We start from the raw sequence: 24,545 nt of genomic DNA, 5'->3' as shown, positions 1-24,545 counted from the left end.
CAATTGCTTAGCAGGGGTCTGGTAAAAAACAGATGAATTTGTCTGGGTACAGCTGTTTTGTTATGATGAAACGCATGGCTAGACTTGGGTCACCAGTCCACAATACCAGAACAATAATGGCGTCGAATTCGTAAGTTCTTTCAATAACTTGACGTTAACTTGTATAAAAATGTCCAGCTGCTTTTCAGGGTGATTTTACCAGTGCATTGGTAATGTATCCCTCTTTTGGAAGCTATCAAGTACATGCTTCTGTATCCAATGGCAATATGAACAATGTTAATGTGCCATACGGGCCTATGACACAATCTGATAGATCAAATATTTTGAATACGTCACCTTATAACCAAGGAACATGGTTTTCAGGAAGTAGCAGCAGTGTTGCTGCACATGAGGCGGGGCATATGATGGGTATTAATGAAGAGAAGTATGATCGCTTTACGAACCCATCTGTACCTTTACAGGGTTGGGAGGGAAATATTATGGCTTCAAGTGCAGGTGGAGCGGTAGATTTCCGGAACATTTATCAAATTATGGAATCAGGAACAACTTCATTTATGAACTTCCAGCCATTATTCCCGGAAACAAGTAATAACGCTATTCAATATGGTTCATTAAATCTGGATTGGAACAGCCAATTGATGAGTAGTCTTGTTCTTGCGAGAGGATTCTAAAATGATCTCAAGATATTTGGCTTGGAGCGTCATGAGCATGAGCATGGCTGGTTGCATGACTTATGCTCAGCCATCGGCAATGACAAGTATTTATAAATTAGAGGGAGGCAGAGTCATTGAGCTGCCCAATGATACTACGATAATAAAGAAAGATAATGGTGGGGACTTTATTTTATATGATGTCTTAAACGCCGACCAAAAAGCTATTTTAGGTATCTTTGTTGGAAATTTCCCAAATAAAGAAGGATCAAATGCTCCTCCTTATCAGCAAATTACACTTCCTAATTTCAGTCAAGTTGATGGTAAGAAATGGAAGTGCGAGATGGCTTACTGTGCACAAGTTTATGTAGACGTGACTAAGTATAGTAAAAATGGATGGCCTAGCTATGTGCATTTCTGGTACAACAAAAATGATGAGAGTGATGCGCAAGAGGCTGATAAAATTATCAACAGTCTTAAATAATGAGAAGGCTGGACATTTGTCTGGCTTTTTACCTTCATCGCTATACTCTTCTAATTCTACCACCTATAGGCATCTAAGTATCTCTCCGTTGTGCTTGTGCCCTGTATGTTAACATCATGCGACAGTTATGCGCCTCGTAGCCTGATCGACAGTACTAATGATGAGCCATAGCGCAAGACGGAGCGGTAGCAGAGTGGTGGACTGTTCTATAACAATATCTTTTGTTGATAATGCGCGCAAGTGTTTCTGCGAGAGGATTTACACCCATAAAATAGATCAAGGTTCTATTTCAAGTTCTTTACGTATTTATCAACGAGGTGCCGATCCACGGCATTTTGAAATAACACCTAAGCCAGGAGCAAATCTTACTCCTCAGCAATATATTAAGGCATATGGGAAAATAAAATGTATAAAGTAAAGGAACGACTATGATGAGCTACTCAGTTAATCTACCTGATGATTTTGGTGATTATGAATGGGAGGTCGAAGCCAAAGGTTGGTTTCCTGTTCCGATCACTGTATGCGATAAAATGTATACGTTAAGTTTTTATGATCCTGTGAGACTGGTGCAGGAGGCTAATGATGAATTACTTGAACAAGATGTTTTTATTGAAAAGAATTTAATTGTGGTGAAAATAGTAAATCGTCTAAATATTGAGGCAGCTGTAGAAAGTCTCGTGAGGTCAGATAGAGTAAACTTCTTGATCCCAGATTAAGCACAGATACGCTAACACACGAAGGCTGGGCAAAATACCCAGCTTTTTATCTTAATACTGCCCAGTACAATAATCACTGTATAAGCTAGGGTAAAAAACCAGAATTCCTTGGGATGTGCCTGTTCCTTGAAGTTGTCATAATTTCAGATGCATTTTTGATCACAGTTCAGTGATGCCTAAAAAAACAGGCTGCGCATGGCAACCTGTTAGTCTCATTATCTCATCAATGTGGATTATCTGGGATTAGTATCGGTATCCAGGACACTGATAAAACCAAAGCCCCCTGCAATGGCTGGCCTGACCAGGTAGTGGGCTTTGGTCATATAGGTCCTGGCCAGCTCTACCTGCTGTTTCTTGTGCTTGTCGCCACGCTCAACCAGTCCACAGCCAGCATGGCGATAGGGCAATGGGTATGCCCCCTGGATGATACCGGTGCCATAGGGTCTGGCTATATTCGTCCAGTAGGTCATGACACGATCCCGGCTGGCCACCAGTGAGTCTGGGTTAAGCATTGGACTGGTGATGAGCATTAAGGAATAACGGTAGCCATAGCCTGCAATCCAGTCCGGTAACCAGAACGCGGCAAGCAACCCATCGGGTGATAGCTCCTGTGTTAACCGGTCCACCAGCTGCTGCCAGTGCTGTTGCATCAGGGTGGCATGGATACCCTGCTGGTCATGGCTATTGCCATAACCCAGCTCCAGCCGTGAGACAAGGTATTGTGACTGGGCTTTAAGCAGCTTCTCGGTGTGGTTGGTAAAATCACAGTGCCGGGTTTGCAGTGGGTCAAGCCACTGCTCACACTGCTTTTCAAATTCCTTTTTAAAAGCGGTCTTTGAGATATCATCAAAGCAGCGGTTAATAACGACACCCATGTTCATCAGGTGATCCAGCGGGCGTCCCCACAGCTGGTACTGGTTCATCTTGTCGATAAACAGATGGATCAGGGGATGGAATTGATGCCGGGGAAACAGCCGGTACAAATGATCAGGGTTAAGCTGCCTGACCAGGTTCATAAAATCACTGCCCAGCGGGCTAATCCGGGGCTGGAAGTCCTGTACGGGCCGGAGTGACTTTAACGGTGGCCAGGTAAATGGATATTTAGTGCTGCGGGCAATCCTTAGGGTAAGCTGGTGGATCGCCAGCAGGTTATTGCACACATAGCGCACCCCCTCAGGCGGCATAACTGGGCTTGGGGTGACGCTATCAATCAGGGCGGCACACAGGTGGTCCAGCTGGTTTTGGTTGGCGATGATATTCATCAGGTACTCCAGTATTTGGTTTGTTCTACCTGGCTGGGGAGGCTAAACCTGTGCCAGCCACCGTCCATAAAGCTGATGGCAGTGAAATTCAGGCAAGGTTCGGCCAGTCCCGGCAGATAGCGGCAATTTGCCATTAAGATTAAGGTTGGGTGTGGTGCCAGGTGTCAGTGAGCCTAGGCTGCCTTGGGCGGCATATCGGCTCTTGGCCTGCCAGGTTTTATTTCAGGGATAGGCGGTAACTCGCTTCGCATAAATGCACGATCCCCTTCAAACTCGCGGTACACCAGGAACTGCTCAACCTTGGTGATATAGGCCACACACGTGGTCAATGTTTCACGCTTGGCATGATCATCATATTCAATGCGGCCAATGCACAAGCGCTTGTACTTGTTCCTGGAACGATGACAGTTGTAATAGCGGCCTTTGCCATGCGTTATGGTGGTGGCCCAGTACTGGCCAATCTGCTCGGCAATGGCAGCATCTTTCTGGCGCAATGAACCATCAAAGAAAAAAATACAATGGGCATGAATACCGGTCAGTTCGCCATACTCAATGCAGAAAATCCGGCCCACCAGTCCGCCAAAGATACGCTTATTGGAACGCGCGTTATTGGCCATCCTTTTTAGGTCAGCCTTGACCTGCTTCAGGGTAACCGCCTTGGCAAACTGCTGCTGGTAATGCAGGTCTACACGGATCACCAGCAGGCGTGCATAGCGTGCAAACAGCGTATCAATCAGCAGGTTGGCGCTGTCAAAGTTATCCTCTGACCTACGGATGAGATTTCTGTACGCATCATCAATCGCCTTACTGGACATGGCCTTACGGACATAATCGACAAAGCGGTTCACTGTCTCCGGGTCTGATGCGGTCAATGAAATCAGGCCTGCCTGTTCGGCCGCATGGAAAAATGCATGGATGGCCGGGCAGCAGATATACTTCTCGTGCGGTGCCTGAAGCAAGTGATCCAGCCGGGTAGTCAGCCGGTTAAACCACTGGTTCTTAAGACACTGCCCATTCGGGCGTGTCTCATAGGCCAGCCGGTCGGTACTCAAGAATAGCTCAACAGCATTGGCTACTTCGAGTAACAGGACGTGGTTGTCGGCATTCGGGATATTTACCTTGTCGCAGCGTGGCAGGTCATCGTCTGAATAAATCAGGGTCTTGGCTTCCAGCTGCATGCTGACCGCCAGTTGCCTTGGCGTAATCGAATCAAATACGGTAGTTTTGTCCTTAGCCTTGTCCTTAACCTTAACCATGTTGACCTCCTAGACACTGAGTTGGGTTCCATAGCATCAGGCACTGCTGTAATATTTTACTGCACTGGCCTATTGAATGTAGAACATGAAACTTCATTGCATCTAAAAGAGAATCGGGTATTCCAGTGACCGTACTAGCCTGTTGCCCTGGTTTGAAAACCAGTGCAGGGGAGATGGCTTGAACCCTTTGGGTTATTATTAATAATATAAATAAGCAGATAGAGGCCATGCGACAGCCACGACAGATGTTGGCCAAAGCCCCCGCACAGGGCGGGAGTTTTGCAGAGACGGCTATATACGAAGTTAGCGTTGGAAAGACCGGGAATTTCATGCGCAGTCCTCCCGGGTTTGGCGATCCTGGATACGCTGGTTGATCCATGCCTGTACCTCATGTTCAACCCAGCCGATTGCTGATGATCCAAGACTTATTGGGCGAGGGAAGTGCAACTCGAAATAGGATGATTTAGGGTTAATTTTTTCGTAAATACTGGAACGCGATAGGCCTGTCATCTGCATAACGGTTTTGATTCGCACAATTCGGGGAATGAAAGACCCTGAAGTAGTGGAGATATTAGACATAAAGTTTATCCTCGGTAGTGAACGTTAAACAACGAATAAACTTTAGAACAAAATCCCCAAGGCTGCTGGCCTCCACCCGTATGTAAAAAAATACATAAAAAATTAATTATATTTCAATGTCTTAGTTGGTTAAAATTTTAATAGGGAGAAATCATTTTTGCTTTTTTGGTTTTATTATTTGCTGCCTTAATTCGAGATTTTCATTAATTGATTTACTTATAAATCGGATAATATTCGATTCCACTAGACCCATTTTTGTAAAACTGGAATATGGTTTTTTATTTAAATAATCTTCATTAGCTTCTCTTTTAAGGATTTGATCATAACTAAGTATTTCTTCCGCAATTGATCTAGCAGCTTCCGTTGCTGTTTTCCATTGATATGGTGGATTTTCTTTCAATAATAATTCTTCAATTTTTTCTTTTATCAATGTGTGGCGCTTCTTTTTAGCGGCATTACCTAAGACTGAAAAGTCTTTTTTCATAAAGGAACTTTGCTTTTGGGATTCAAACCACATCTCAGCTTTTTCTATAAATTCTTCTATTTCCCGTAATGATCTTCCTTCACTTAGCGCCTGACGGGCTAAAGTAATTTGGAGATATGAAAAACACCAGAAAACATCTGTAAGGGGAAGGTTCTTTTTACCACTATAGAAGTAACGTCTAACAGCGTTGTCTAGACGTGTTTCTGGAAACTTATCAGGATGAATTTTACTTATTTTTTGAGCGAAATCTTCTTTTGGAAAATATTCCTTAAGATAATCTTCTAGTAGGAGGGTTAGTTGATCTAGACGTTCAGAAAGTTCTGAATACATTTATTCATTCCATGACTAAATAATTGCTATTTTGATTAAAAAATCAATAGATTAGTTATATGTGTGAATTAAATGATTAAGCACTGATCAATACATCATGGTAAGACTTTAGCAGTGCAAGGTACGTGGTTGAATACCTCAATTAATGCTCATCGTAAGGGACAGTTTTATAATTCTATCCACATTGATGAATAGTAATATCAGGATATATAAGTAATTTGCTTTTAAATAATGAGTAGAAGTATGAACAGCTTATTTGAAGAGTGTATAGAAGCTCTAAATCCAAAAATTTTATGTGGGTTTTTATGTGGGTTTGGATTTTAGGAAATAAAAAAGCCGTTGATTATCAACGGCTTTTTTAAAAATCTGGCGGAAGCGGTGAGATTCGAACTCACGAACCCTTGCGGGTCGCCGGTTTTCAAGACCGGTGCATTCAACCACTCTGCCACGCTTCCAGTGGTTGCAAAGAATACAGGGTGTTATTTAAAAAAACAATTATTTTTAGTCAGAAAAGCTTGCCAAGTGCACAGCTTTTAAGCAAATAGCGCTAAAACATTCCGCCCAGCCAGCGAATCAGTGCATATAGCGTAAAGCCAAACCATACCAGAATAATGATGCCAAGAATATCGGGAATACGCAGCCATAGCCAGCTCACTAAAGGATTACGCCAGAGTGCTGAAGTCTGCTGCCGTTGTTCCAGCTTGCGATGCAAAAAAGGATGGACGATATGATCATCATTTTGCAAACCATGCACCTCACGCAAATGCGTATGCACAATAGCCAGCGCTTTGCGGCTAGGACGGATAAACACATCCATCACATCACCTACTACAGGTACAAAACCAACGGTAACATCCAGCAGCGCAAGGCGTACTGCAGGCATGAGCTTGTGTATTGGCACACCAGCTTGCCATGCCTTAAAAATGGCAAAAGATGCCAAACCTAAGCCTGCCAGATCGCCCACCACTGGAATGGTGCCCAAGGCTGCATCAGCGCCAATGCCCTGTCGGGTAAACGGGATACGCACCAGACTGTCCAGAATATTGGCATAGCTCGCCAGTTGCCGCTCCAGTGCTATGGCTTGCTGTTTGGTCAGTGGTTGCCGCTGCATGGTAGTTTTCCAGAATTTTTATTCACTATAACCTAGAGGCCAATACATTATCCGGTTAGTTATACATTTGTTTTTTAGCAAGATTGTAAGAGTAATCAGGCCTGGCTGGTTCTATAGCCACCATAAAAAAGCCTGCCTTACAAGAGATAAGACAGGCGTTGGAGTAACCTTCAAATTAGACAGATTTAGGTTTTTGGCAATTTGTAGGCATATACATAATCGCCTTTACGAGTGCCCAGTGAACCATGTCCTCCAGCCATCACCAGAACATACTGCTGGCCATCCTTTCCAGCATAGGTCATGGGCGTGGTTTGTGCTCCGGCAGGCAAGCGGCCCCGCCACAACTCTTTTCCGCTTTTCATGTCATAGGCACGCAGGTACTGATCAAGCGTACCACTTAAAAACCCTACACCGCCAGCGGTTGTAATGGTGCCGCCCAGACTGGGCACACCCATTTTAAAGAATAATGGCAATGGTGAGTTGTCACGCACGGTGCCATTTTTGTGCATCCAGATTTTTTTGCCAGTAGTGAGGTCAATGGCAGCAATATAACCCCAAGCAGGTGCCTGACAGGGCAAGCCGGTTGGTGAAATAAAAGGCTCCAGAATCACTCCAAAAGGTGCGCCCTTATTAGGTTGTACACCTTCAACCTCACTTTTGCGCGCTGCACCGTTGGCCACTGCTTCACGCGGTACCAGTTTGGATTTAAAGGCCATAAAGTTGGGGTTTACAAAGGCAATCTGACGTACCGGATCAACTGAAATACCACCCCAGTCAAACACACCAAAGTTACCGGGATAAACCAGCGAACCCTGTAATGACGGCGGCGTATAAATGCCTTGATAGTTCATGGATTTGTACTGAATGCGACAGATGAGCTGGTCAAATGGCGTGCCGCCCCACATGTCTTTTTCCGACATTTTGGGTACAAAGTTAATGTCGGAAATAGGCTGGGTGGGGGAGTAATATTCACCACTGGCCAATACTTCCTTTTCATGGCCTTGCGGTACAGGCGTTTCCTTAACGGGATAAACTGGCTTGCCGGTCAGGCGATTTAATACATAGATACTGCCTTGCTTGGTAGATGCCATCAGGGCAGGTTGCACGCCTTGCGCCGTTTTAATATCAATCAAAGTCGGCTGGCCACCAACATCCATATCCCACAGGTCGTGATGCGTCATCTGGAACGTCCAGTGTACCTGCCCAGTGGCAATATCCAGCGCAGTAACACCGGCACTGTAGGTTTCAGAAGCTTTGGTGCGGTTGCCGCCCCACTGGTCAGGCATCTGGTTACCCATCGGCAGGTACAGCAGGCCATTTTTCTCATCCACAGCAGTAACCGACCACATGTTGGGGGAGTTACGGGTATAAATACCATCCGCAGCAATGGGTGCAGTCTGGGTCGGATTACCGCTATCCCAGTTCCAGACCAGATGACCATCATGTACATCATAAGCACGGATCACGCCCGAAGGCTCATCGGTAGACAGGTTATCAGTCACATGGCCGCCAATAATAACCAGATTGCGGGTAACGGCTGGTGGTGAAGTTGAGTAATAGCCACCAGCTGTAAAGCTGCCCATATTGGCAGTTAAGTCTACGCTGCCATCCTTACCAAACTCACGACACATCTGGCCAGTATCGGCATTAATGGCAATCAAGCGGGTATCGGCAGTGGGTACAAAAATCCGTTTGCTACAGGTAGTTTTTGCAGTATTGGTGGCGCTGGCCGGGGCAGGAGCGACTGTTGTAACCAGTGGATCAGTAGTGGTGGCAACGGGTAAAGAATTACCGGCATTTGCGGTTGTGCTAGCTGTAGTGTTTGAAGCTACTGAAGTAGCGTCAGCAGGAATATTGGTGCCGCTGGTTTGCTGTGCATATTCGGCATCGTCATGGTAGGCCACGCCACGGCAGGTCATGTGTGCCCAGTTTTTAAAAGTTCCAGCGCGCTGGGTGCTCAGTTGTGGGTCAAAGCGCCATATTTCCTTGCCAGTATCGGGATCAAGGGCAATCACCTTGCTATGTGGCGTACAGACGTACAGCTTGCCATTGACTTTTAACGGCGTGTTTTCTGCAGTGGTTTCATGCGGGTCATTTTCACCCGGCACATCACCAGTGCGATACTTCCATGCTACTTCCAGCTTTTGCACATTATCCGGGGTAATCTGGGCTAATGGCGAATAACGGTCCCCAAAGGCAGTGCGTCCATAAGATTGCCAGTCACCTGCGGGCTGGGCAGGTGCTGTGCTGGTCATCTCGGTACTGGTGCGATCTAGCGTTCCTTTTAGCGAATATTTGTCCTGATCGACAAACTGGCTAATCAGTGCCGAACCTCCGGCCATCAGTAACCCGATACTTAGCATGACAGTGTGTACAGGTGAGGTATTGGGCGTTAACAACGGCTTGCGAAACCACGGCAGAATCAGTAAAAGGCCAAGGCCAAACCAGAGTGCCAGCCGGGGAACTAGTTGCCACCAGTCCAGCCCGATTTCCGACCAGGCCCAAATGGTACTAATTATTAAAAACAGGCCATACAAGCTCAGAGCCGATGCGTTTCGCCATAGCAGCAACAGGCCGGCAATAGCAACAGCAAGGCCTGCTGGCAAGTAATACCAGGAGCCACCCAGCATCAGCAGCTTAATGCCACCAAAAACCAGTGCAAGGCCACTCAGCAATAAAATAACCCCAATGATACGGGGCAGGAAGGGGTGACCAGAGGAAGTCGCAGTCATGTTTTACCTCACTACAGCTAGCAGGTGATTGTGTTATTGGTTTTATTGTTGCTGATATCAAATTTTAGTTAATCCGGAGTTTTGAGTAATTTATGTGGCAGTTTTTTAATAAAAAATAAGGATAAATAAATGCAGCTTTAATACTGCGAGTCTTTTCACCTTTAACTGATTTCTTAATGCCAGTTTAGTTTTTACAGAACTAAGGTACTACCATCAATAAACTACACAATAGGAGTAGATCATTTTAACTATAGTAAAAGGTTGGCTTGCTGTTAAAAATTCTAAATTTGGTCCGGTTTCCCCCTTTTAATTTATTTCGAAATGGTTTTAAGGCTTTAACTTTAAATAGTAGTAACAAAGAATTTTTCCGCAATAAAAAACTACGCCGAAAAATTCAGACGTAGTTTAATTAAAGCGACTGCCAGTTTCTTAGCCCAAAGCCTTTGCCAAATAAAGCTAAAAGCCCAGTTGCAGCTTAATGCCACCCACCCATGTGTCATCCAGATAATCCACGCCACCGGCATGTTTGATATATTGAATATTTGGCCGCAAGGTCAACCAGTCTGACAGGTGCAGTCCATAATAAAGCTCGGCGTTGTATTCAGTATCCTGCACAGGCTGATAGGAGGGATCATCAATGTTCAGCAAAATGTCATTTTGTTTTTGCACGCGGCTCACTGCGTCATTGACGTGAATGCGTGAAAATCCAAGCCCGATGTCATCACGCGGGCGCTGATCAAACCAGCCGTGGTATACCAGTCCAATATTCTGGAAATTATCAACCGTATTAGTGTCTTTGTCATGCAGGGTAATATTGGCAAAACCAGTCAGGCCACGGCTGTTGTTGTTCATGGAATCATCATTACCAGTGTCTGTTTTACTGGTGAGTTGTTGTTTGAGAACCAGCCAGCCGCCATGTTTGTGCTCAGTCCGGTCTGAGCTGTTAATGCGCCCAGAATCTGCGGTACTGTGATAATAGCCAGCGCGATATTCTCCCGGTAGTTGCTGTAACCCCAGCTTGGGCTGCCACACCAGTTCAATGGGAATAATAGCGCCTTTTGAGCCATCAGTACTCAGGTTAAAGCCCTTGCTGCGCTCAAGGTTTTCCGGGTTATATTCATACACGCCCACCTGTGCATACCAGTCCGGCTGCATGTTGTATTTAACCCGTCCTGCCCACTGGCTGACCGGCCAGTTGTACCAGATATCGCCCACCCAGTTGCCAACCTGTGATCCGCACAGACTCAGGTTCTGAAAGTCACAATTAAAGCTGTTAAAGTCTTCGCCCTCGCCGAAACGGCCCAGCTTAATATCTAGCCGCTTGTCCAGAAACTGTTTTTGAATCCAGAAATCGGTGAGCCGCCAGGTTTGCCCGCGACCCCAGACTTCCTGCGTGGCACTTAAATGCCCTACGCGCGGGTCACCAATCACACCGTAATTCTTGTCGGACAATGAATGGCCGTTGCGCTCAGTGAGGGTAATTTGCGCCTGTGTATCTGGCCAGCCCAGAATTTTTTCCAGATCCAAATGGGTACCCAGGGCAAACTGGTCGGCATATTCCGTTCTGTGGTTATTACTGTAGCCGCCATCCAGTAAGCTGGCCATTTCACCAGTATAGCCCAGATCAAAGGTATAGCCTTGTTCGGCCAGCGCCGTGCGTTTGCCATTCCAGTTGCCCAGCATCCACTGGCTTTCTTGGGCAAAAGGCTGCTGGGCATGAATGACAGTGCTTAGTAGATTGCATCCCAGCCAGAATACGCTGGTTTTCCACCCTATCATTTTTTTGCGGGCTAAAATTTTACTAACAGGGGACATCATTTTTTAGGCCTCACTTTGCATTTTCAGCCAGCAAACCTGCCAGCAACAAAGCTCACTTTAGCCCTTCACTATGTGCAAAATGCAAAAAAGGGTTTCCAAATAGTGCAAAAACGTGAAAAGTTAGAGCATCTTGTGAAGCGTAAAGTTGCCAACAGGTAAAGATGAAGCCAGACATAAGGATGTTAAAAATATCTTATTCAGGCAAAACAGCAGGCAGGGCAGAATTTTGGGGCGCACTCTTAAATATTAAAATCACGGCAAGGCCACCCAGCATAGAGCGGGACAGTTCAATAGAACCCTGCAATTGCTGCACTGCCTGATGCACAATTGCAAGACCTAACCCACTGCCAATAATATCCTGTGCATTGTTCAGGCGATAAAAGCGCTGGAATACATTCTGGTATTCACTTTCATCAATGCCGGGGCCACTGTCTTCAATAATCAGGGTGGTTTGCTGGCTCTGTTCCTTAAGGCTAATGCTCACCAGCCCTCCCTTGGGCGTGTATTTAATGGCATTGTCGAGGATGTTCATTACAATGGAATTGAGCTGGTCAGGCCGCGCCATAATCCAGCTTTTTTCAAAGTCGGTGATGTACAGATTAAGCTGCTTTTTTTCAAGGCTGGGATAGAGCTGCTCAATACAGCTTTTTACCAGTGCTGATAGTTCAACCGCCTGCTTGCCTGATTCATGTCCCAGCTTTTCCTGATGCGCCAGTGACATCATCTGGTTAACCAGTAGTTGCAGGCGTTGCAGGCGTTCTTCCAGTTCGCTAAACATTTGCTGCTCATGAGGCTGCAAGTGTCCGCTACTCACCAGCTCATTTTTAAAAATTTGCAAGTGCAGGTTCAGGGCGGTAAGGGGAGTTCGTAGTTCATGGGCAGCATTGGCAATAAACTGCTGCTGCTGAATCTGAAACTGGTGTGCACGCTCAAATAACTGGTTTAGGGCATTCACCAGCGAATTCAGTTCCGTTGAAGACGGGCTGGTGGCCAGTGGCCCAAAATAGTTGGGTTCACGCTTTTGAATTTCCTGTTCCAGAGAGCGAAGTGGTTTTAAGCTATTGAGTAGAAAAACAAACAGCGCAATAATCGCCAGTGGGGAAATGATCAGGTAAGGCAATAAAATCTGGCTGGTGAGCTTTAATACATAGGCATTGATATGGCTGTGTAGCACACTGACCTGAATCACTGAATTGTTGTTGGTATTTGGGCTGCTGGCATTCAGGTAATACGTATCAATGTGATCGTTTTTGAGTTCTTCAGCAATAAAGCCGGAAACCTGATTACACGCGGCTGCAATCACAGGTGTTACCGGCTGGCTGCAATTTTTCTGCTCAATACGGATAATGGTCGTGACTTCACCAATTTTATAGCGACCCTGATAAGATCTTACATTGGCGCCGCGTAGTTCCCGCTCTAGCAAAATGCCCACGCGCTCAATCTTGTAATAGACTTTTTGTTCGTACTCAGACTTGGTGGTGTTGTAGGCAAAAATAAAAATAATTAAAAACAGCACCAGCACCAGTGCTGCAAACAAAAACAGGATACGGTTGACCAGAGAGAATAAATGCGTTTTTCTCATGGCTTGCCTATCCTGCCCCCTGAACACTTATCAGCTGAAAACCTGTCATTTGTTTGGCTGTAACTGGCTTGACGTCGTACAAAGTCTCATTGCTCAAGGTTGCCAATCTTGTAGCCCAATCCGCGGATGGTCTTGATAAAGTTTTTGCCTAGTTTCTGCCGGATATTATGAATATGCACTTCTACCGTATTACTTTGCAAAATATCCTGTTTTTCAGAAATCTTTTGCTCCAGCTGCTCACGTGAAAAAATGCAGTTGGGCGTGGCGGCCAGCGTTTCAATAATCGACCATTCCTTGGCAGATACTTCAATCAACTGGTCATTTTTATACACTGCATGTGCTGCCGGAATAATCTTGATGTCGCCCAGCATATATTCAGTCTGGGTTGCTCCTTTGGCACGGCGCAGCAAGGCGCGGATACGTGCCAGCAGCTCATCAATATGATACGGCTTTACCAGATAATCATCAGCACCCTGTTCCAGACCGGACACGCGATCTTCCACATTGTCACGTGCCGTTAAAATCAGGATTGGCAGGTCGCTCACCTTACGGATGCGCTGCAGCACCTGTGTGCCATCAAGGCCGGGCAGGCCCAGATCCAGCAGCACAAATTCATAGTCGTGGTTATCAAACAGTTGCAGAGCCTGCGTACCGGTTTTGGCCCAGTGCACATTAAAACCAGCCTGTTTTAACAGCACGCAGGTGGATTCACCAATCATGCTGTCATCTTCAACAAATAATAAAGTCATGGTGTGATAACAATAAAATAAATAAAAGACCTGAGTTTCATCATACCTGAGTTTGCCGGGCAGGTTTGCTTATTTGGACGTTTTTTATTATAAAACCTAGGCAATAAAAATGGATAAACGTGGTGTGGATGCGCAAAAGTGGCATGCCACCATTTTCTCGTCATTATGGAGTGTGCTGCACATGGCAAGCTATACCTATCAAACCCTGAAAGTCGAGCGTGATGCTGCTGGTGTGACAGTACTGTCGCTAAACCGGCCAGAGCAAATGAATGCCTTTACCGTGGAAATGGCCAATGAGCTGGTGGATTTTTTTGAAAAAGCCAGTGAAGACGATGACATTCGCGCCATTATTGTGACTGGCGAAGGCCGGGCATTTTGCGCAGGCATGGATTTGTCCAAGGAAGGCAATGTATTTGGCCTCAATGAAACCCTGCAACCGTCCATGCAGGACATGCAGGCACGCCGCGATGACGACGAAATCAAGAATGGCGTATGTGATACTGGCGGCCGGGTGGTGCTATCAATTTTTGACTGTAAAAAACCGGTAATCGGTGCTATTAACGGTGCAGCAGTGGGGATTGGCGCCACCATGACCTTGGCCATGGATATTCGTCTGGCCAGCGAAAAAGCCAAAATTGGCTTTGTATTTGGCAAGCTGGGTATTGTGCCGGAAGCCTGTTCAAGCTGGTTTTTGCCACGCATTGTCGGTATCCAGCAGGCACTGGAATGGGTATACAGCGCAGATATTTTTGATGCGCAAACGGCGAAAGAAGGCCGACTGGTCAAGCAGGTGTATCCTGCCGACCAGTTGCTGGATGAAGCCAAAAAACTGGCGCACAAGTTTGTTGATGGGCGTTCAGCCGTGGCGCTTGCACTGGCTCGCCAGATGTTGTACCGCAACAGTGCTATGCCGCATCCTTTGTTTGCCCATCAGGTGGATTCACTGGCCATGTTCTATACCAGCGTCGGCGATGGCAAGGAAGGTGTACAGTCTTTTCTGGAAAAACGTGCGCCGGAATTCAAGCAAAAAGCCTCACAAATGCCGCCATTTTACCCCTGGTGGTCTGATGTGCAGGATACGTTCTGATTCAGCACCACTAATTAAATCTTACTTGCTTTAAAATCAGTTGGATAAAATAGCAAGGAGCAAGGTAATGGAGTAAGAACTGGCTAGTCTTATGTTTAGCTGGTTTCATCTTTACCTTGCTGATTTATCAATTAAAATAAATACAGGCTGCATCATATAGCCCATATTTTATCAATTTATCTTATATAATTATTTTGATGATGAAATATTTTATCATATATTTTTTACCTAATTTTTGTTGACACCTTTAAATTAAAAATATTATGGTTGCTTAGCGTTGCAAATGTCACGTTGAAAATAAGATTATATGAATTATTAAATGTTAACCTATAATTAAGTTAAGTTTAATAATTAACCAAAGTAGTAAAAAATTTATTAAATTAAAAAGGTAATTCTATGAAACAAATCAAATTATTTTATAGCTCATAAAAACTAATTTATCTAAATCTTAATTAATACTCTATGTATATGGATATTAGCATAGGTTTAAATACTAACTTAAATAATATGCTCTTTATATTAATTTATATTAAGAGTGGCTATCTATTTATTTTAAAATTCAGGCAAAAAAATATTAATAATCATAAATTGTCAGGGCTGTGCAATTTATGAGTTTAAACAAAACAGCCTATCCAAGGAGAAGAAGATGTTATTAGCACAAGCAATAAGTAAAAACAGTGTTTCACTGGCTGAAACGCAAAACACCTACAAGGAAAATGTCATTGTGGTCAATACCTGGGTAACCAGCGTCCTGACGTCCAGCTTGCCTACCTTAAATCAGATTCCACCCGACTGGCAGGATTTTGTTAATGCCTATACCAAGGCCAATCAGGACGCCCTGAACTGGGTGAATAATGTGATGGCACGTCTGCTGGATGTGCCTGATGAAGTACAAAATTATAATTCGATTGTGTCGCAGTTGCTCAATGATGCTCAATCACAGGCCAATACACTGGTTAGCAATCCGGGCGATAGCATGGCCTTGCAAATGCTGCAAAATGATTTAAAAAGCCTGACCAGCCAGCTTAATCTGGTGACTGCGTTTATCTCGGGTGCGGTGAGCAGCCTGCAACAATTCAAGGATGTACTGCCTGATATGGCCACGCAATTACAGGCCATTGCTGACAAGTCTGCCGCCGATGCCAACGCTGACCAGAAAAAGATTGATACCCTCAAGCAGGATATTGCCAATTTGCAGGCTGAAATCAAGTCGCTCACTGCATCTATTGTGGCACTGGCCATTGTGGATGGTGTGGCCCTGACGCTAGGTACTGTGGCTACCATTGCAGCCTGGCCGTTTGGTGCACTCACCTGGCTGGTGATGGGGCCTGCGGTTGCGGTTGCCAGCGTATTTATTGCACTGGATTCCATTAAACTGGTTGGGGATAAGGCCCAGCTTGAAGCAGACCAGCAGCAGGTAACAGGCTTAACGCAGGATGTCGCCACCTTGCAATTGCTGGCACAAAATTATACGCAAATGGCCAATCAGACCACAGTAGTGCAAGATAGTCTGCAATCAGTGCTGTCGGCATGGCAGGTACTGGCCAGTGATGTCGGCATGGCCATTAATGATATTCAGGCAGCCATTGCAGATTCTGGTTCAGCCAATTTTTCTGCTGTGGTGCAGGATCTTGGTAATGCAGTACAGGAATGGGAGGCTGCATACAATCAGGCGGGGGATCTGCATCTGGACTTGCAGGTCAATAATGCCCAGCTACAAATTGGCATGACGGCGGAACAGGTGCAGGCAGCTACAGCCAGCGCCCAGACACTGGATATTATCCAGTATTACAACCAGCTGACGTTTTAATCCGGCTTAATTATATTGATATGAGCTGAATTTAAAGGTCATATAGGCAAAACCCGCAATTCAAGGTTGCGGGTTTTGTTTTATCTTTGGGTTTTTTCCAGACTATTTTGAGCCAGTACTTTAGTGGACTAGGACAATACCTTGGCGCTCAAGGGAATGCCAAAGCTGAACGTTGAACCACGTCCCACACTGGAATTGACTTCAAGCGAGCCATGGTGCTGTTGTACAAACTGCTGGCATAACAGCAGGCCAAGCCCAGTCCCTTTCTCACCATGTGTACCCTTGGTGCTCTGGTTGTGATCTCCTTTGAACAGGCGCTGTACCTGCTCCGGGGTCATGCCCATGCCATTGTCCTCAACGGAAATGACCACTTTGTCCTGCTGGGTTTCATCATAAATCCGGATATTGCCGTATTCCGGGGTAAACTTGATGGCATTGCCAAGCAGGTTATGAATCAGTGAGTGCAACATGTGACGGTCTCCGTGCACCCAGATGTCCGGCTGTAGCTGTATTTCAATCCGGATATTTTTCTGCGCTGCACTAAATTGCAGGCCTGCCACTGTTTCCTCAACCAGACTGTCCAGTTGTAACTGTTTTGGCCGATATGGCATGGCACCATTTTCCAGTCTGGCCCATTCCAGCAGGTTTTCCAGCAGCTTGTAGGTAGCATGGGAGGATTCATTCAAATAGCTGGCGATTTCGCGCTTGGTTTTATCTTCCAACTCATCAAAATCGGTATCCAGAACGTCGGAAAAGCCCAGAATGCCATGAAAGGCCGCTTTAAGGTCATGGGCAATAATGGCAAAAAACTTGTCCTTATTCTGGTTGATTTGCTGCATTCTCACCACCGAGCGATGCAGATTCATTTGAGCCACCACCTGATTGGCCAGTACCTTCAAAGTTTGAACCTGCAAAGAGGTCATGCTCTTTGGCTGGTCATCAATGGCACAAATCACACCCAGCGGCAGGCCATCTTCTGTTAACAAAGGCGCACCGGCATAAAAGCGCACATGGGTACTGGGGCAGGTCACCAGTGGATTCTGGTTAAAACGCTCATCCAGGCTGGCGTCTTCGACAATCATGACATCATCATGCAAAATGGCATGGCTACAAAATGAGCCATCACGCGGGCCGGATTCGGCAGCATAATTATAGCGCGACTTAAACCACAGCAAATCTTCACCCACCAGTGACAGCAGCGCTGAACTTGAACCACAAATCTGGGCAACCAGGCTGACAATTTCATCAAATTGCGCTTCTGGCTGGGTGCCGAACAACGCATAAGCAGCCAGTGCTTCCAGACGTTGTTTTTCCTGCGGGTGTAAGGGTGCAATGCTGAGATCAGAATCTGGCGGCATCATGAACGATTCAACTCAAGGGGTTGTAAGGGTAAATTCAATAGATAATAGGCGGCTGATTTTTTCAAATTTTTTAGAAAAATACTACTATTAAAAGATGGCGCAAAAGCTAACATAGCCTGTTATGGCACAATATAGTGAAAATGTACAATTTGCCCTAAATATAAACGTAAGTATTTCATGCCAAGAGAGTTTTTGCACCTGAATCTGCGAATTGACAATGTAGGCAACAAGGCAAAGACCACATAAAAAAGCCGGGCAGTTTGTGATTTTAAATCACCGCTCAAACGACAGCTTAAATGACCTTAAAATGCTGCTTTTTGTGCCGAACCCGTCTAAAAATCAGCAAAAACTGCACATTTTCTGAAAATGCTCGACATTGTGCAGCTTTTTTTTGTATAAGATCGCAGCTTGGCTTATACTAGCCGCCTTTAAAATTTTAGCTCAACCTTATACATATATCATCGAGGAAGCCATGATCGTTAAGACTGAAACGGTTTCGGGCGTTGCCCGTCGTCTAAATGTTACTGTTCCAACCAGCCGCATTGACGAACAATTTGAAGCTCGCCTGAAACGTGCAGCAAAAAACGTAAAAATCAATGGTTTCCGTCCCGGCAAAGTACCCATGTCAAAAATCCGTGCGGATTTTGGGCCTGGTATCCGTCAGGAAGTGATCAACGACATTATCCGTGACAGCGTGTTTGAAGCCATCCAGCAGGAAAAAATCAATGCTGTGGGCATGCCAAACATTGAAAAAGTAGACCTGAACACAGAAGGTCTGGTGTATGAAGCCACTGTTGAAGTTTATCCCGAAGTGACTGTAAAGGGTCTGGAAGATCTATCCATTGACCGCAAAACCACTGAAGTGTCTGATGACGACGTGGAAACCATGATCGAAAACCTGCGCAAGCAGCGTCAGACATGGGCTGTTACCAAAGGTATGGCCAAAAAAGACATGCAGGCTACCTTTGATTTTGAAGGCACCATCGACGGTGAAAAGTTTGAAGGTGGCAGCGCGCAGGACTTTAAACTGGTATTGGGTTCTGGCCGCATGATTCCCGGTTTTGAAGATGGCATCGTTGGCATGAAAGCCGGTGAAGAAAAAGTGATTGATGTCACTTTCCCGGAAGATTATCAGGCGGAAAACCTGCGTGGTAAAGCTGCCCAGTTCAAGATCACGCTAAAACAGGTTGAAAAGCCAAAGTTACCTGAAATTGACGCCGAGTTTTTAAACCTGTTTGGTGTGAGCGAAGAAGAAGGCGTTGACAAGCTGAAAGCTGATGTTCGCAAGAACATGGAACGCGAAGTAAAAAACAGCCTGCGTCAGCAACTGAAACAAGCTGCTTTTAATGCCGTGCTGGAAAACAACGATGTTGAAGTGCCAGGCGCCATGGTTACTGAAGAAATTGGCCGTCAGCGTCAGCAAATGCTGCAACAGTTTGCCCAGCAGTTTGGTGGTGCGCAGCAAAACTTTGACCAGAGCATGCTACCGGACGAACTGTTCCGCGAGCAGGCTGAGCGTTCAGTGAAACTGGGTGTCCTGATTGGCAAGGTACTGGAAGATGCCAAGCTGACCGTTGACCAGGAACGTGTAAAAGCGTTTATTGAAGAAACTGCCCAGTCTTATGAAGATCCAACTGAAGTGATTGAATACTTCAACAGCGACAAGCAGCAGCGCGCGCAAATTGAAGCTGTGGTACTGGAAGATCAGGTGGTTGACCATATTCTGGCCACTGCCAAAGTGACTGACCAGACTATCAGCTATCAAGATCTGATCAAGGAACAGCAAGCCCAGCGCGCTGGCCGCTAATTGCCTGAACTTGTTATTGTAACATAGCAGGAAAGGCGCTTTAAGCGCCTTTTTTGTTGCGCTTTTAAAGACTATTCTGCTGTTTTTAGCCAAACAGGCATGCTGTTATTTTTCACAATGCAACAGCATAACCCCTTTGCAATTTTGGCTATTATCCGCCATAGTGTGAATATAGTTAAAACCAGCTTTATCAGGAAAAACAACGTGTCATTTGATTTTGAAACTGCAAATTCTGCACCCATAAGTAACGCGCTAGTGCCCATGGTGGTTGAACAGTCTTCACGGGGCGAGCGTTCTTTTGATATCTATTCGCGCCTGCTGCGTGAACGGATCATTTTCCTGTCAGGTGAAGTTGAAGATCACATGGCAAACCTTATTGTGGCCCAGCTCTTGTTTTTGGAAGCTGAGAACCCAGATAAGGACATCCATTTGTATATCAATTCACCGGGTGGTTCAGTGACTGCCGGTATGGCCATTTATGATGTGATGCAATTTATCAAGCCGGATGTATCGACGACCTGTCTGGGTCAGGCTGCCAGTATGGGCGCGTTCCTGCTCAATGCCGGCGCACCGGGCAAGCGTTATGCGCTGGCTAATTCTCGTATCATGATTCACCAGCCGCTGGGTGGTTTTCGTGGTCAGGCATCCGATATTGAAATCCATGCCCGTGAAATTATCCAGATCAAGGAAAAGCTGAACCGCCTGATGGCGCAGCACAGTGGTCAGGACTATGAGCGCATTGCACGCGATACCGACCGTGATAATTTTTTAAATGCTGAAGCGGCACGTGAATACGGCCTGGTTGATGCAGTACTGTCCAAGCGTCCTTAAGCCTGCGGGTTTAAGCGTTTGGTAAATTAACCTATTGGAGTTCTCATGTCCGATTTACCCAAAGGACAAAAAACCTGTTCGTTTTGTGGCAAGCGTCAAGCTGAAGTGAGCAAGCTGATTGCTGGAGAAAATGCGTTTATCTGTAATGAGTGCATTGAAGTGTGTACCGATCTGGTGCAAACCAGCCAGCAGGTTGAATCTGGTGACTGGGCCAAGCGTCCATTGCCAAAGCCTGCTGAAATCCGTGCCTCGCTGGATCAGTATGTAATTGGTCAGGACACTGCCAAAAAGACCTTGTCGGTGGCAGTGTATAACCACTATAAGCGTTTAAAGGCCAGCCAGAACCTGTCTGCGCAGCAAGGCGTTAAAGATGCCATGGTGGAGCTATCCAAAAGTAATATTTTGCTGATTGGCCCCACTGGCTCTGGTAAAACCCTGCTGGCCCAGACGCTGGCACGTTTGCTGGATGTACCCTTTGCTATGGCAGATGCCACCACGCTAACCGAAGCAGGTTATGTGGGTGAAGATGTTGAAAACATCGTGCAGAAACTGCTGCAAAAATCCGATTACGACATCGAAAAAGCGCAGATGGGCATCATCTATATTGATGAAATCGACAAGATTACCCGCAAGAGCGACAACCCTTCCATTACCCGCGATGTATCGGGTGAAGGGGTGCAGCAAGCCCTGCTGAAAATGATTGAAGGCACAGTGGCTTCCATTCCGCCGCAAGGTGGCCGCAAGCATCCGCAGCAGGAATTTGTGCAGGTTGATACCAGCAATATCCTGTTCATTTGTGGCGGTGCATTTGCCGGGCTTGAAAAGCTGGTGAAGCAGCGTCATGAAAAAGGCGGGATTGGTTTTAGTGCTGAAGTCCGCAAAAAAGATGAATCCATGAAACTGGGTCAGTTGTTCCGTGAAGTAGAGCCGGAAGACCTGATCAAGTATGGCCTGATTCCAGAGTTTATTGGTCGCTTGCCGGTGGTGGCTTCCCTTGAGGAGCTGGACGAAGAAGCATTGATGCAGATTCTGACTGAGCCAAAAAATGCCTTGACCCGCCAGTATCAATATTTGTTTGAAATGGAAAATGTGGACTTGGTGTTTGAAGATGCGGCCTTGCGTGCTGTGGCTAAAAAAGCGCTAGATCGTAACACCGGAGCGCGCGGCTTGCGTTCGATTCTTGAAAATGTACTGCTGGATACCATGTATGAGCTGCCATCAGCAGATCATATCGGTACGGTTCGCATTACTGAAGCCGTAATCAATGATGGTGCCAAGCCAATCCTTGAGCCAGAGCGTTTACCGGTGTCAACAAAGTCGGATCATACTTATTCTGCTGAACATTTAACCCTCGTAGATTCACGTAGCGCCTGATGATTAGGCTTGTTTAAGTCTGTCAACTAGGTCAATGTAAAAAGCGTCTCAACAGGAGGCGCTTTTTTTATACTTATTATCCTGCGTTTTGATGTACTAAAGATTGGATAGGATGCAATTAACAATCCTGACGAAGCGGACAGTCTAGCCCAATGGGTAATTCAAGCAATCGTTGCCGCAGGGTTTGCAGGCTTGCAACTCGCTGATCAATGAGCTGGATTTTTTCATCAATTACGGTTTTTACCATGGCTTCTGGTAATTCACCACCGCGCAGTAAGGGTAAAAACCCCTGAATTTCATGCAATGAAAATCCCAGCGACTGCGCTAGTTTAATCAGACCCAGCACATCAATAATGTCGTGATCATAATAGCGGTAGCCATTATTTTGCCGCTTACTGTGGATCAAACCGGATTTTTCATAAAAGCGGATTGCATCACGGCTCATGCCTGTTTGTGTAGAAACTTGTCCAATCTGCATTATTTTCTCTGTTTTTGCTTGACCTTAGAGTGTACTCCACTGTTTAGACTTTGTCTGTGTTGATCAAACAGCATTAGAAAATGTCAAAGAGGAGTAACAGCATGAAAACAGTATTGGTGACAGGAGCTAGCGGTTTTATTGGCCGTTATCTGGTTTTAAAGTTATTGCAGCAGGGTGAATATATTTTTGCCCTGTTTAGAAGTCCCGCAAAACAATTGCCACAGTTGCAGGCATGGCTACAACAGCATGGCATTAAATCCATTGATTTAAGCCGGATTGAAGGCGTGCAGGGGGATTTTAGCCAGCCAGAACTGGGAATTGGTCAGGTTGATTGGCAACGTATGCAACAGGTTACAGTAGTGTATCAATGCGCTGCATTGTATCAATGGAATTTAACGCAGCAGCAGGCACGTCTAATTAATGTCACCGCCCCACTAAGGCTGATGCAACTGGCCAGCCAGTATTGCCAGCTCAGGCGCTTTGTGCAGATTTCCGGTTATATGCTTAAGGTAGAATCGCATCTGCAAAAACTGGGCATTGATCGCCAGCAGCCGGATCAGACCAACTGGCCGCAAGTCTACAAAAAAGTCGGCAGCTACGAGGCATCCAAGCTGGAAACCCATTTTGTAATAAAAGACGCTGCACGCCAGCAAGGTATTGCACTGACCCTGATTTTACCGGCTGCCATTATTGGTGATAGCCAACATGGAGAGCTAGACGCGGCACAACCAATTTATCAGACCTTCAGGGATTTATTACAGCAAAAACTGGCTGCAATACCCGGCAGTAGCAAGCACCGGCTGCCAATGATTAGTGTGGATTATGTGGCGGAATTTATGGCAAAAATTGTCAGCGTGCCTGAAAGTAATACTCAGAAATACTTATTACAGGAATATTTATTGCTGGATAATGCCACGCCAAGTTTGCAGCAGGCACTGGAAATTGCAGCCACAGCAGGGCAGGTAAAAGCGCCAAAAAAGCATATTCCGATTGCTGTATTGCAATGGCTGTCACGCTGGCGCTGGCTGGCCACAAAACTCAATATTGCTGCCGAGGCATTGCCATTTATTCGCACAGAGCATTTTGATACTCGGCAAGCCGATGACATGGCGCAAAAGCTGGGCTTGCATAAACCAGCGATTGCGGATGTGATTCAAAAAACTGCATTCTATGTACAGCAGGATTTAAGCCGCTAACTTGCTCTGACGCGGGTCATTGATTAGCTTGCATTCACTAGTCGTTGGATTGTGGTATGGGCTATTTGCTGGACTTTGCCATCCTGAAACCAGATCAGTTCACCCGGCTGGTATTTTTGCCAGACTTCATTATCCGTGAGCGGGGCAGTCGCAACCACGGCCACCCGGTCTTCCGGCTTGGTGACCTGACTAAAATCAATTTCCACGTCCATATCTACCAGGTGCGCCTGCTGGAATGGCCATTCGCGTACAATCCAGTGCAGGTTGGTGGTGGCATAGCTAAACAGCGCCTGACCATTGGACAGGATAAAATTGAACGTGCCATATTCTGCAATTTTGGGTGAAACCTCAGCCAGAAAGTCAAAAATCTGCTGGAGTGAGGGTTCATCCTTGCCAAAACGGTAGCGCAGCTCCTGCAAAATATAGCAGTAAGCGCGTTCGCTATCGGTAGTGCCAACTGGCATAAACTGGCCGCACAACTGGGGCCAGTATTCCTTTAAGTCACCATTGTGGGCAAAAATCCAGTGACGACCCCACAGTTCGCGCATGAAGGGATGGTTGTTTTCCAGTTCAATCTTGCCTTGGGTGGCCTTACGAATATGGGCAATCACATTACGTGACTTGATGGGATAATTGCGAATAAAGTCCGCCAGTGGCGAATGCACGGCAGACTGGCAGTCAATAAACAGGCGGCAGGCTTTTTGTTCAAAAAAGGCAATACCAAAACCATCTGCATGGTCGGAGGTAATGCCCGCGCGCTGGCTAAAGCCTTTAAACGAAAAGGTAATATCGGTTGGCGTGGCACAGTTCATGCCCAGTAACTCGCACATACAGGAACTACACTCAGG

Annotated in this window: 21 protein-coding genes and 1 tRNA gene; 9 read left to right on the top strand and 13 right to left on the bottom strand. The window is 45.9% G+C overall.

Annotated elements, in window-relative coordinates; all coding sequences use genetic code 11:
• Nucleotides 1–212 precede the first annotated feature (212 nt).
• The 3 genes from Q337_RS18795 (at nucleotide 213) to Q337_RS0107345 (ending at nucleotide 1,850) form a co-directional block, all read left to right on the top strand.
• On the top strand, nucleotides 213–671 hold the full coding sequence (locus Q337_RS18795) for a hypothetical protein (RefSeq protein ID WP_156935725.1): 459 nt from the start codon (nucleotides 213–215) through the stop codon (nucleotides 669–671).
• Between the two features lie 37 nt (nucleotides 672–708).
• The gene (locus Q337_RS0107350) at nucleotides 709–1,134 is read left to right on the top strand and encodes a hypothetical protein (RefSeq protein ID WP_156935724.1); all 426 of its coding nucleotides are present in this window, start codon (nucleotides 709–711) and stop codon (nucleotides 1,132–1,134) included.
• A 428-nt stretch (nucleotides 1,135–1,562) separates the two neighbouring features.
• Nucleotides 1,563–1,850: a hypothetical protein gene (locus tag Q337_RS0107345; RefSeq protein WP_026471049.1), complete on the top strand. Its 288-nt coding sequence runs from the start codon at nucleotides 1,563–1,565 to the stop codon at nucleotides 1,848–1,850.
• A gap of 233 nt (nucleotides 1,851–2,083) precedes the next feature.
• On the opposite strand, the gene Q337_RS0107340 is transcribed toward Q337_RS0107345, so the two are convergent.
• From Q337_RS0107340 to Q337_RS0107285, 10 genes are all read right to left on the bottom strand, one after another.
• The gene (locus Q337_RS0107340; protein WP_026471048.1) at nucleotides 2,084–3,112 is read right to left on the bottom strand and encodes a hypothetical protein; all 1,029 of its coding nucleotides are present in this window, start codon (nucleotides 3,110–3,112) and stop codon (nucleotides 2,084–2,086) included.
• Between the two features lie 173 nt (nucleotides 3,113–3,285).
• The gene (locus tag Q337_RS0107330; RefSeq protein ID WP_026471047.1) at nucleotides 3,286–4,368 is read right to left on the bottom strand and encodes a YagK/YfjJ domain-containing protein; all 1,083 of its coding nucleotides are present in this window, start codon (nucleotides 4,366–4,368) and stop codon (nucleotides 3,286–3,288) included.
• 327 nt (nucleotides 4,369–4,695) lie between these two features.
• Complete coding sequence (locus Q337_RS18610) at nucleotides 4,696–4,947, bottom strand: helix-turn-helix transcriptional regulator (RefSeq protein ID WP_084494748.1); 252 nt, start codon at nucleotides 4,945–4,947, stop codon at nucleotides 4,696–4,698.
• Nucleotides 4,948–5,098: 151 nt separating this feature from the next.
• Nucleotides 5,099–5,761, bottom strand: coding sequence for a hypothetical protein (locus tag Q337_RS0107315; RefSeq protein WP_026471045.1), 663 nt, complete (start codon nucleotides 5,759–5,761; stop codon nucleotides 5,099–5,101).
• 367 nt (nucleotides 5,762–6,128) lie between these two features.
• A tRNA-Ser gene (locus tag Q337_RS0107310) sits at nucleotides 6,129–6,216 on the bottom strand.
• A gap of 92 nt (nucleotides 6,217–6,308) precedes the next feature.
• A complete protein-coding gene (locus Q337_RS0107305) occupies nucleotides 6,309–6,872 on the bottom strand; it encodes a DUF4112 domain-containing protein (protein WP_026471044.1) in 564 nt (187 codons plus the stop codon).
• Between the two features lie 185 nt (nucleotides 6,873–7,057).
• On the bottom strand, nucleotides 7,058–9,604 hold the full coding sequence (locus tag Q337_RS0107300) for a glucose/quinate/shikimate family membrane-bound PQQ-dependent dehydrogenase (RefSeq protein ID WP_026471043.1): 2,547 nt from the start codon (nucleotides 9,602–9,604) through the stop codon (nucleotides 7,058–7,060).
• Between the two features lie 456 nt (nucleotides 9,605–10,060).
• Entirely contained in the window at nucleotides 10,061–11,383 is a 1,323-nt protein-coding gene (locus Q337_RS0107295; protein ID WP_026471042.1) for a carbohydrate porin, read from the bottom strand.
• 232 nt (nucleotides 11,384–11,615) lie between these two features.
• Nucleotides 11,616–13,004 carry a sensor histidine kinase gene (locus Q337_RS18325; protein WP_051526646.1) on the bottom strand — a complete coding sequence of 463 codons (1,389 nt, stop codon included), beginning with the start codon at nucleotides 13,002–13,004 and terminating at the stop codon, nucleotides 11,616–11,618.
• An 86-nt stretch (nucleotides 13,005–13,090) separates the two neighbouring features.
• Nucleotides 13,091–13,753 (bottom strand): response regulator, encoded by a 663-nt coding sequence (locus Q337_RS0107285; protein ID WP_026471041.1) that lies wholly within the window; start codon nucleotides 13,751–13,753, stop codon nucleotides 13,091–13,093.
• Nucleotides 13,754–13,862: 109 nt separating this feature from the next.
• Here Q337_RS0107285 and Q337_RS0107280 point away from each other — a divergent pair, with 109 nt between their 5' ends.
• Complete coding sequence (locus tag Q337_RS0107280) at nucleotides 13,863–14,840, top strand: crotonase/enoyl-CoA hydratase family protein (RefSeq protein WP_211253595.1); 978 nt, start codon at nucleotides 13,863–13,865, stop codon at nucleotides 14,838–14,840.
• Between the two features lie 646 nt (nucleotides 14,841–15,486).
• Complete coding sequence (locus Q337_RS0107275) at nucleotides 15,487–16,650, top strand: HBL/NHE enterotoxin family protein (RefSeq protein WP_026471039.1); 1,164 nt, start codon at nucleotides 15,487–15,489, stop codon at nucleotides 16,648–16,650.
• A gap of 128 nt (nucleotides 16,651–16,778) precedes the next feature.
• Here Q337_RS0107275 and Q337_RS0107270 read toward each other — a convergent pair whose 3' ends face one another.
• Nucleotides 16,779–18,011: a GAF domain-containing sensor histidine kinase gene (locus Q337_RS0107270; protein ID WP_051526645.1), complete on the bottom strand. Its 1,233-nt coding sequence runs from the start codon at nucleotides 18,009–18,011 to the stop codon at nucleotides 16,779–16,781.
• Nucleotides 18,012–18,483: 472 nt separating this feature from the next.
• On the opposite strand from Q337_RS0107270, the gene tig reads away from it, so the two are divergent.
• The 3 genes from tig to clpX all read left to right on the top strand — a co-directional run bounded on the left by tig (nucleotide 18,484) and on the right by clpX (nucleotide 22,023).
• Nucleotides 18,484–19,818, top strand: coding sequence for a trigger factor (tig, locus tag Q337_RS0107265; protein ID WP_026471037.1), 1,335 nt, complete (start codon nucleotides 18,484–18,486; stop codon nucleotides 19,816–19,818).
• A gap of 240 nt (nucleotides 19,819–20,058) precedes the next feature.
• Nucleotides 20,059–20,649, top strand: a complete 591-nt coding sequence (gene clpP / locus Q337_RS0107260; protein ID WP_026471036.1) for an ATP-dependent Clp endopeptidase proteolytic subunit ClpP — start codon at nucleotides 20,059–20,061, stop codon at nucleotides 20,647–20,649.
• A 45-nt stretch (nucleotides 20,650–20,694) separates the two neighbouring features.
• The gene (gene clpX, locus Q337_RS0107255) at nucleotides 20,695–22,023 is read left to right on the top strand and encodes an ATP-dependent Clp protease ATP-binding subunit ClpX (RefSeq protein WP_026471035.1); all 1,329 of its coding nucleotides are present in this window, start codon (nucleotides 20,695–20,697) and stop codon (nucleotides 22,021–22,023) included.
• Between the two features lie 118 nt (nucleotides 22,024–22,141).
• Here the strand turns inward: clpX and Q337_RS0107250 are convergent, their stop codons facing one another.
• Nucleotides 22,142–22,501 carry a MerR family transcriptional regulator gene (locus Q337_RS0107250; protein ID WP_026471034.1) on the bottom strand — a complete coding sequence of 120 codons (360 nt, stop codon included), beginning with the start codon at nucleotides 22,499–22,501 and terminating at the stop codon, nucleotides 22,142–22,144.
• A gap of 101 nt (nucleotides 22,502–22,602) precedes the next feature.
• Here Q337_RS0107250 and Q337_RS17075 point away from each other — a divergent pair, with 101 nt between their 5' ends.
• Nucleotides 22,603–23,697 (top strand): SDR family oxidoreductase, encoded by a 1,095-nt coding sequence (locus tag Q337_RS17075; RefSeq protein ID WP_051526644.1) that lies wholly within the window; start codon nucleotides 22,603–22,605, stop codon nucleotides 23,695–23,697.
• 23 nt (nucleotides 23,698–23,720) lie between these two features.
• On the opposite strand, the gene Q337_RS0107240 is transcribed toward Q337_RS17075, so the two are convergent.
• Complete coding sequence (locus Q337_RS0107240; protein WP_026471033.1) at nucleotides 23,721–24,527, bottom strand: class II glutamine amidotransferase; 807 nt, start codon at nucleotides 24,525–24,527, stop codon at nucleotides 23,721–23,723.
• Nucleotides 24,528–24,545 lie beyond the last annotated feature (18 nt).

It is taken from the genome of Alkanindiges illinoisensis DSM 15370, assembly GCF_000619845.1.
Classification (GTDB): Bacteria; Pseudomonadota; Gammaproteobacteria; order Pseudomonadales; family Moraxellaceae; genus Alkanindiges; species Alkanindiges illinoisensis.
Note: the sequence above shows the minus strand (reverse complement) of the source record. Positions and strands in the feature narration are given on the sequence as shown.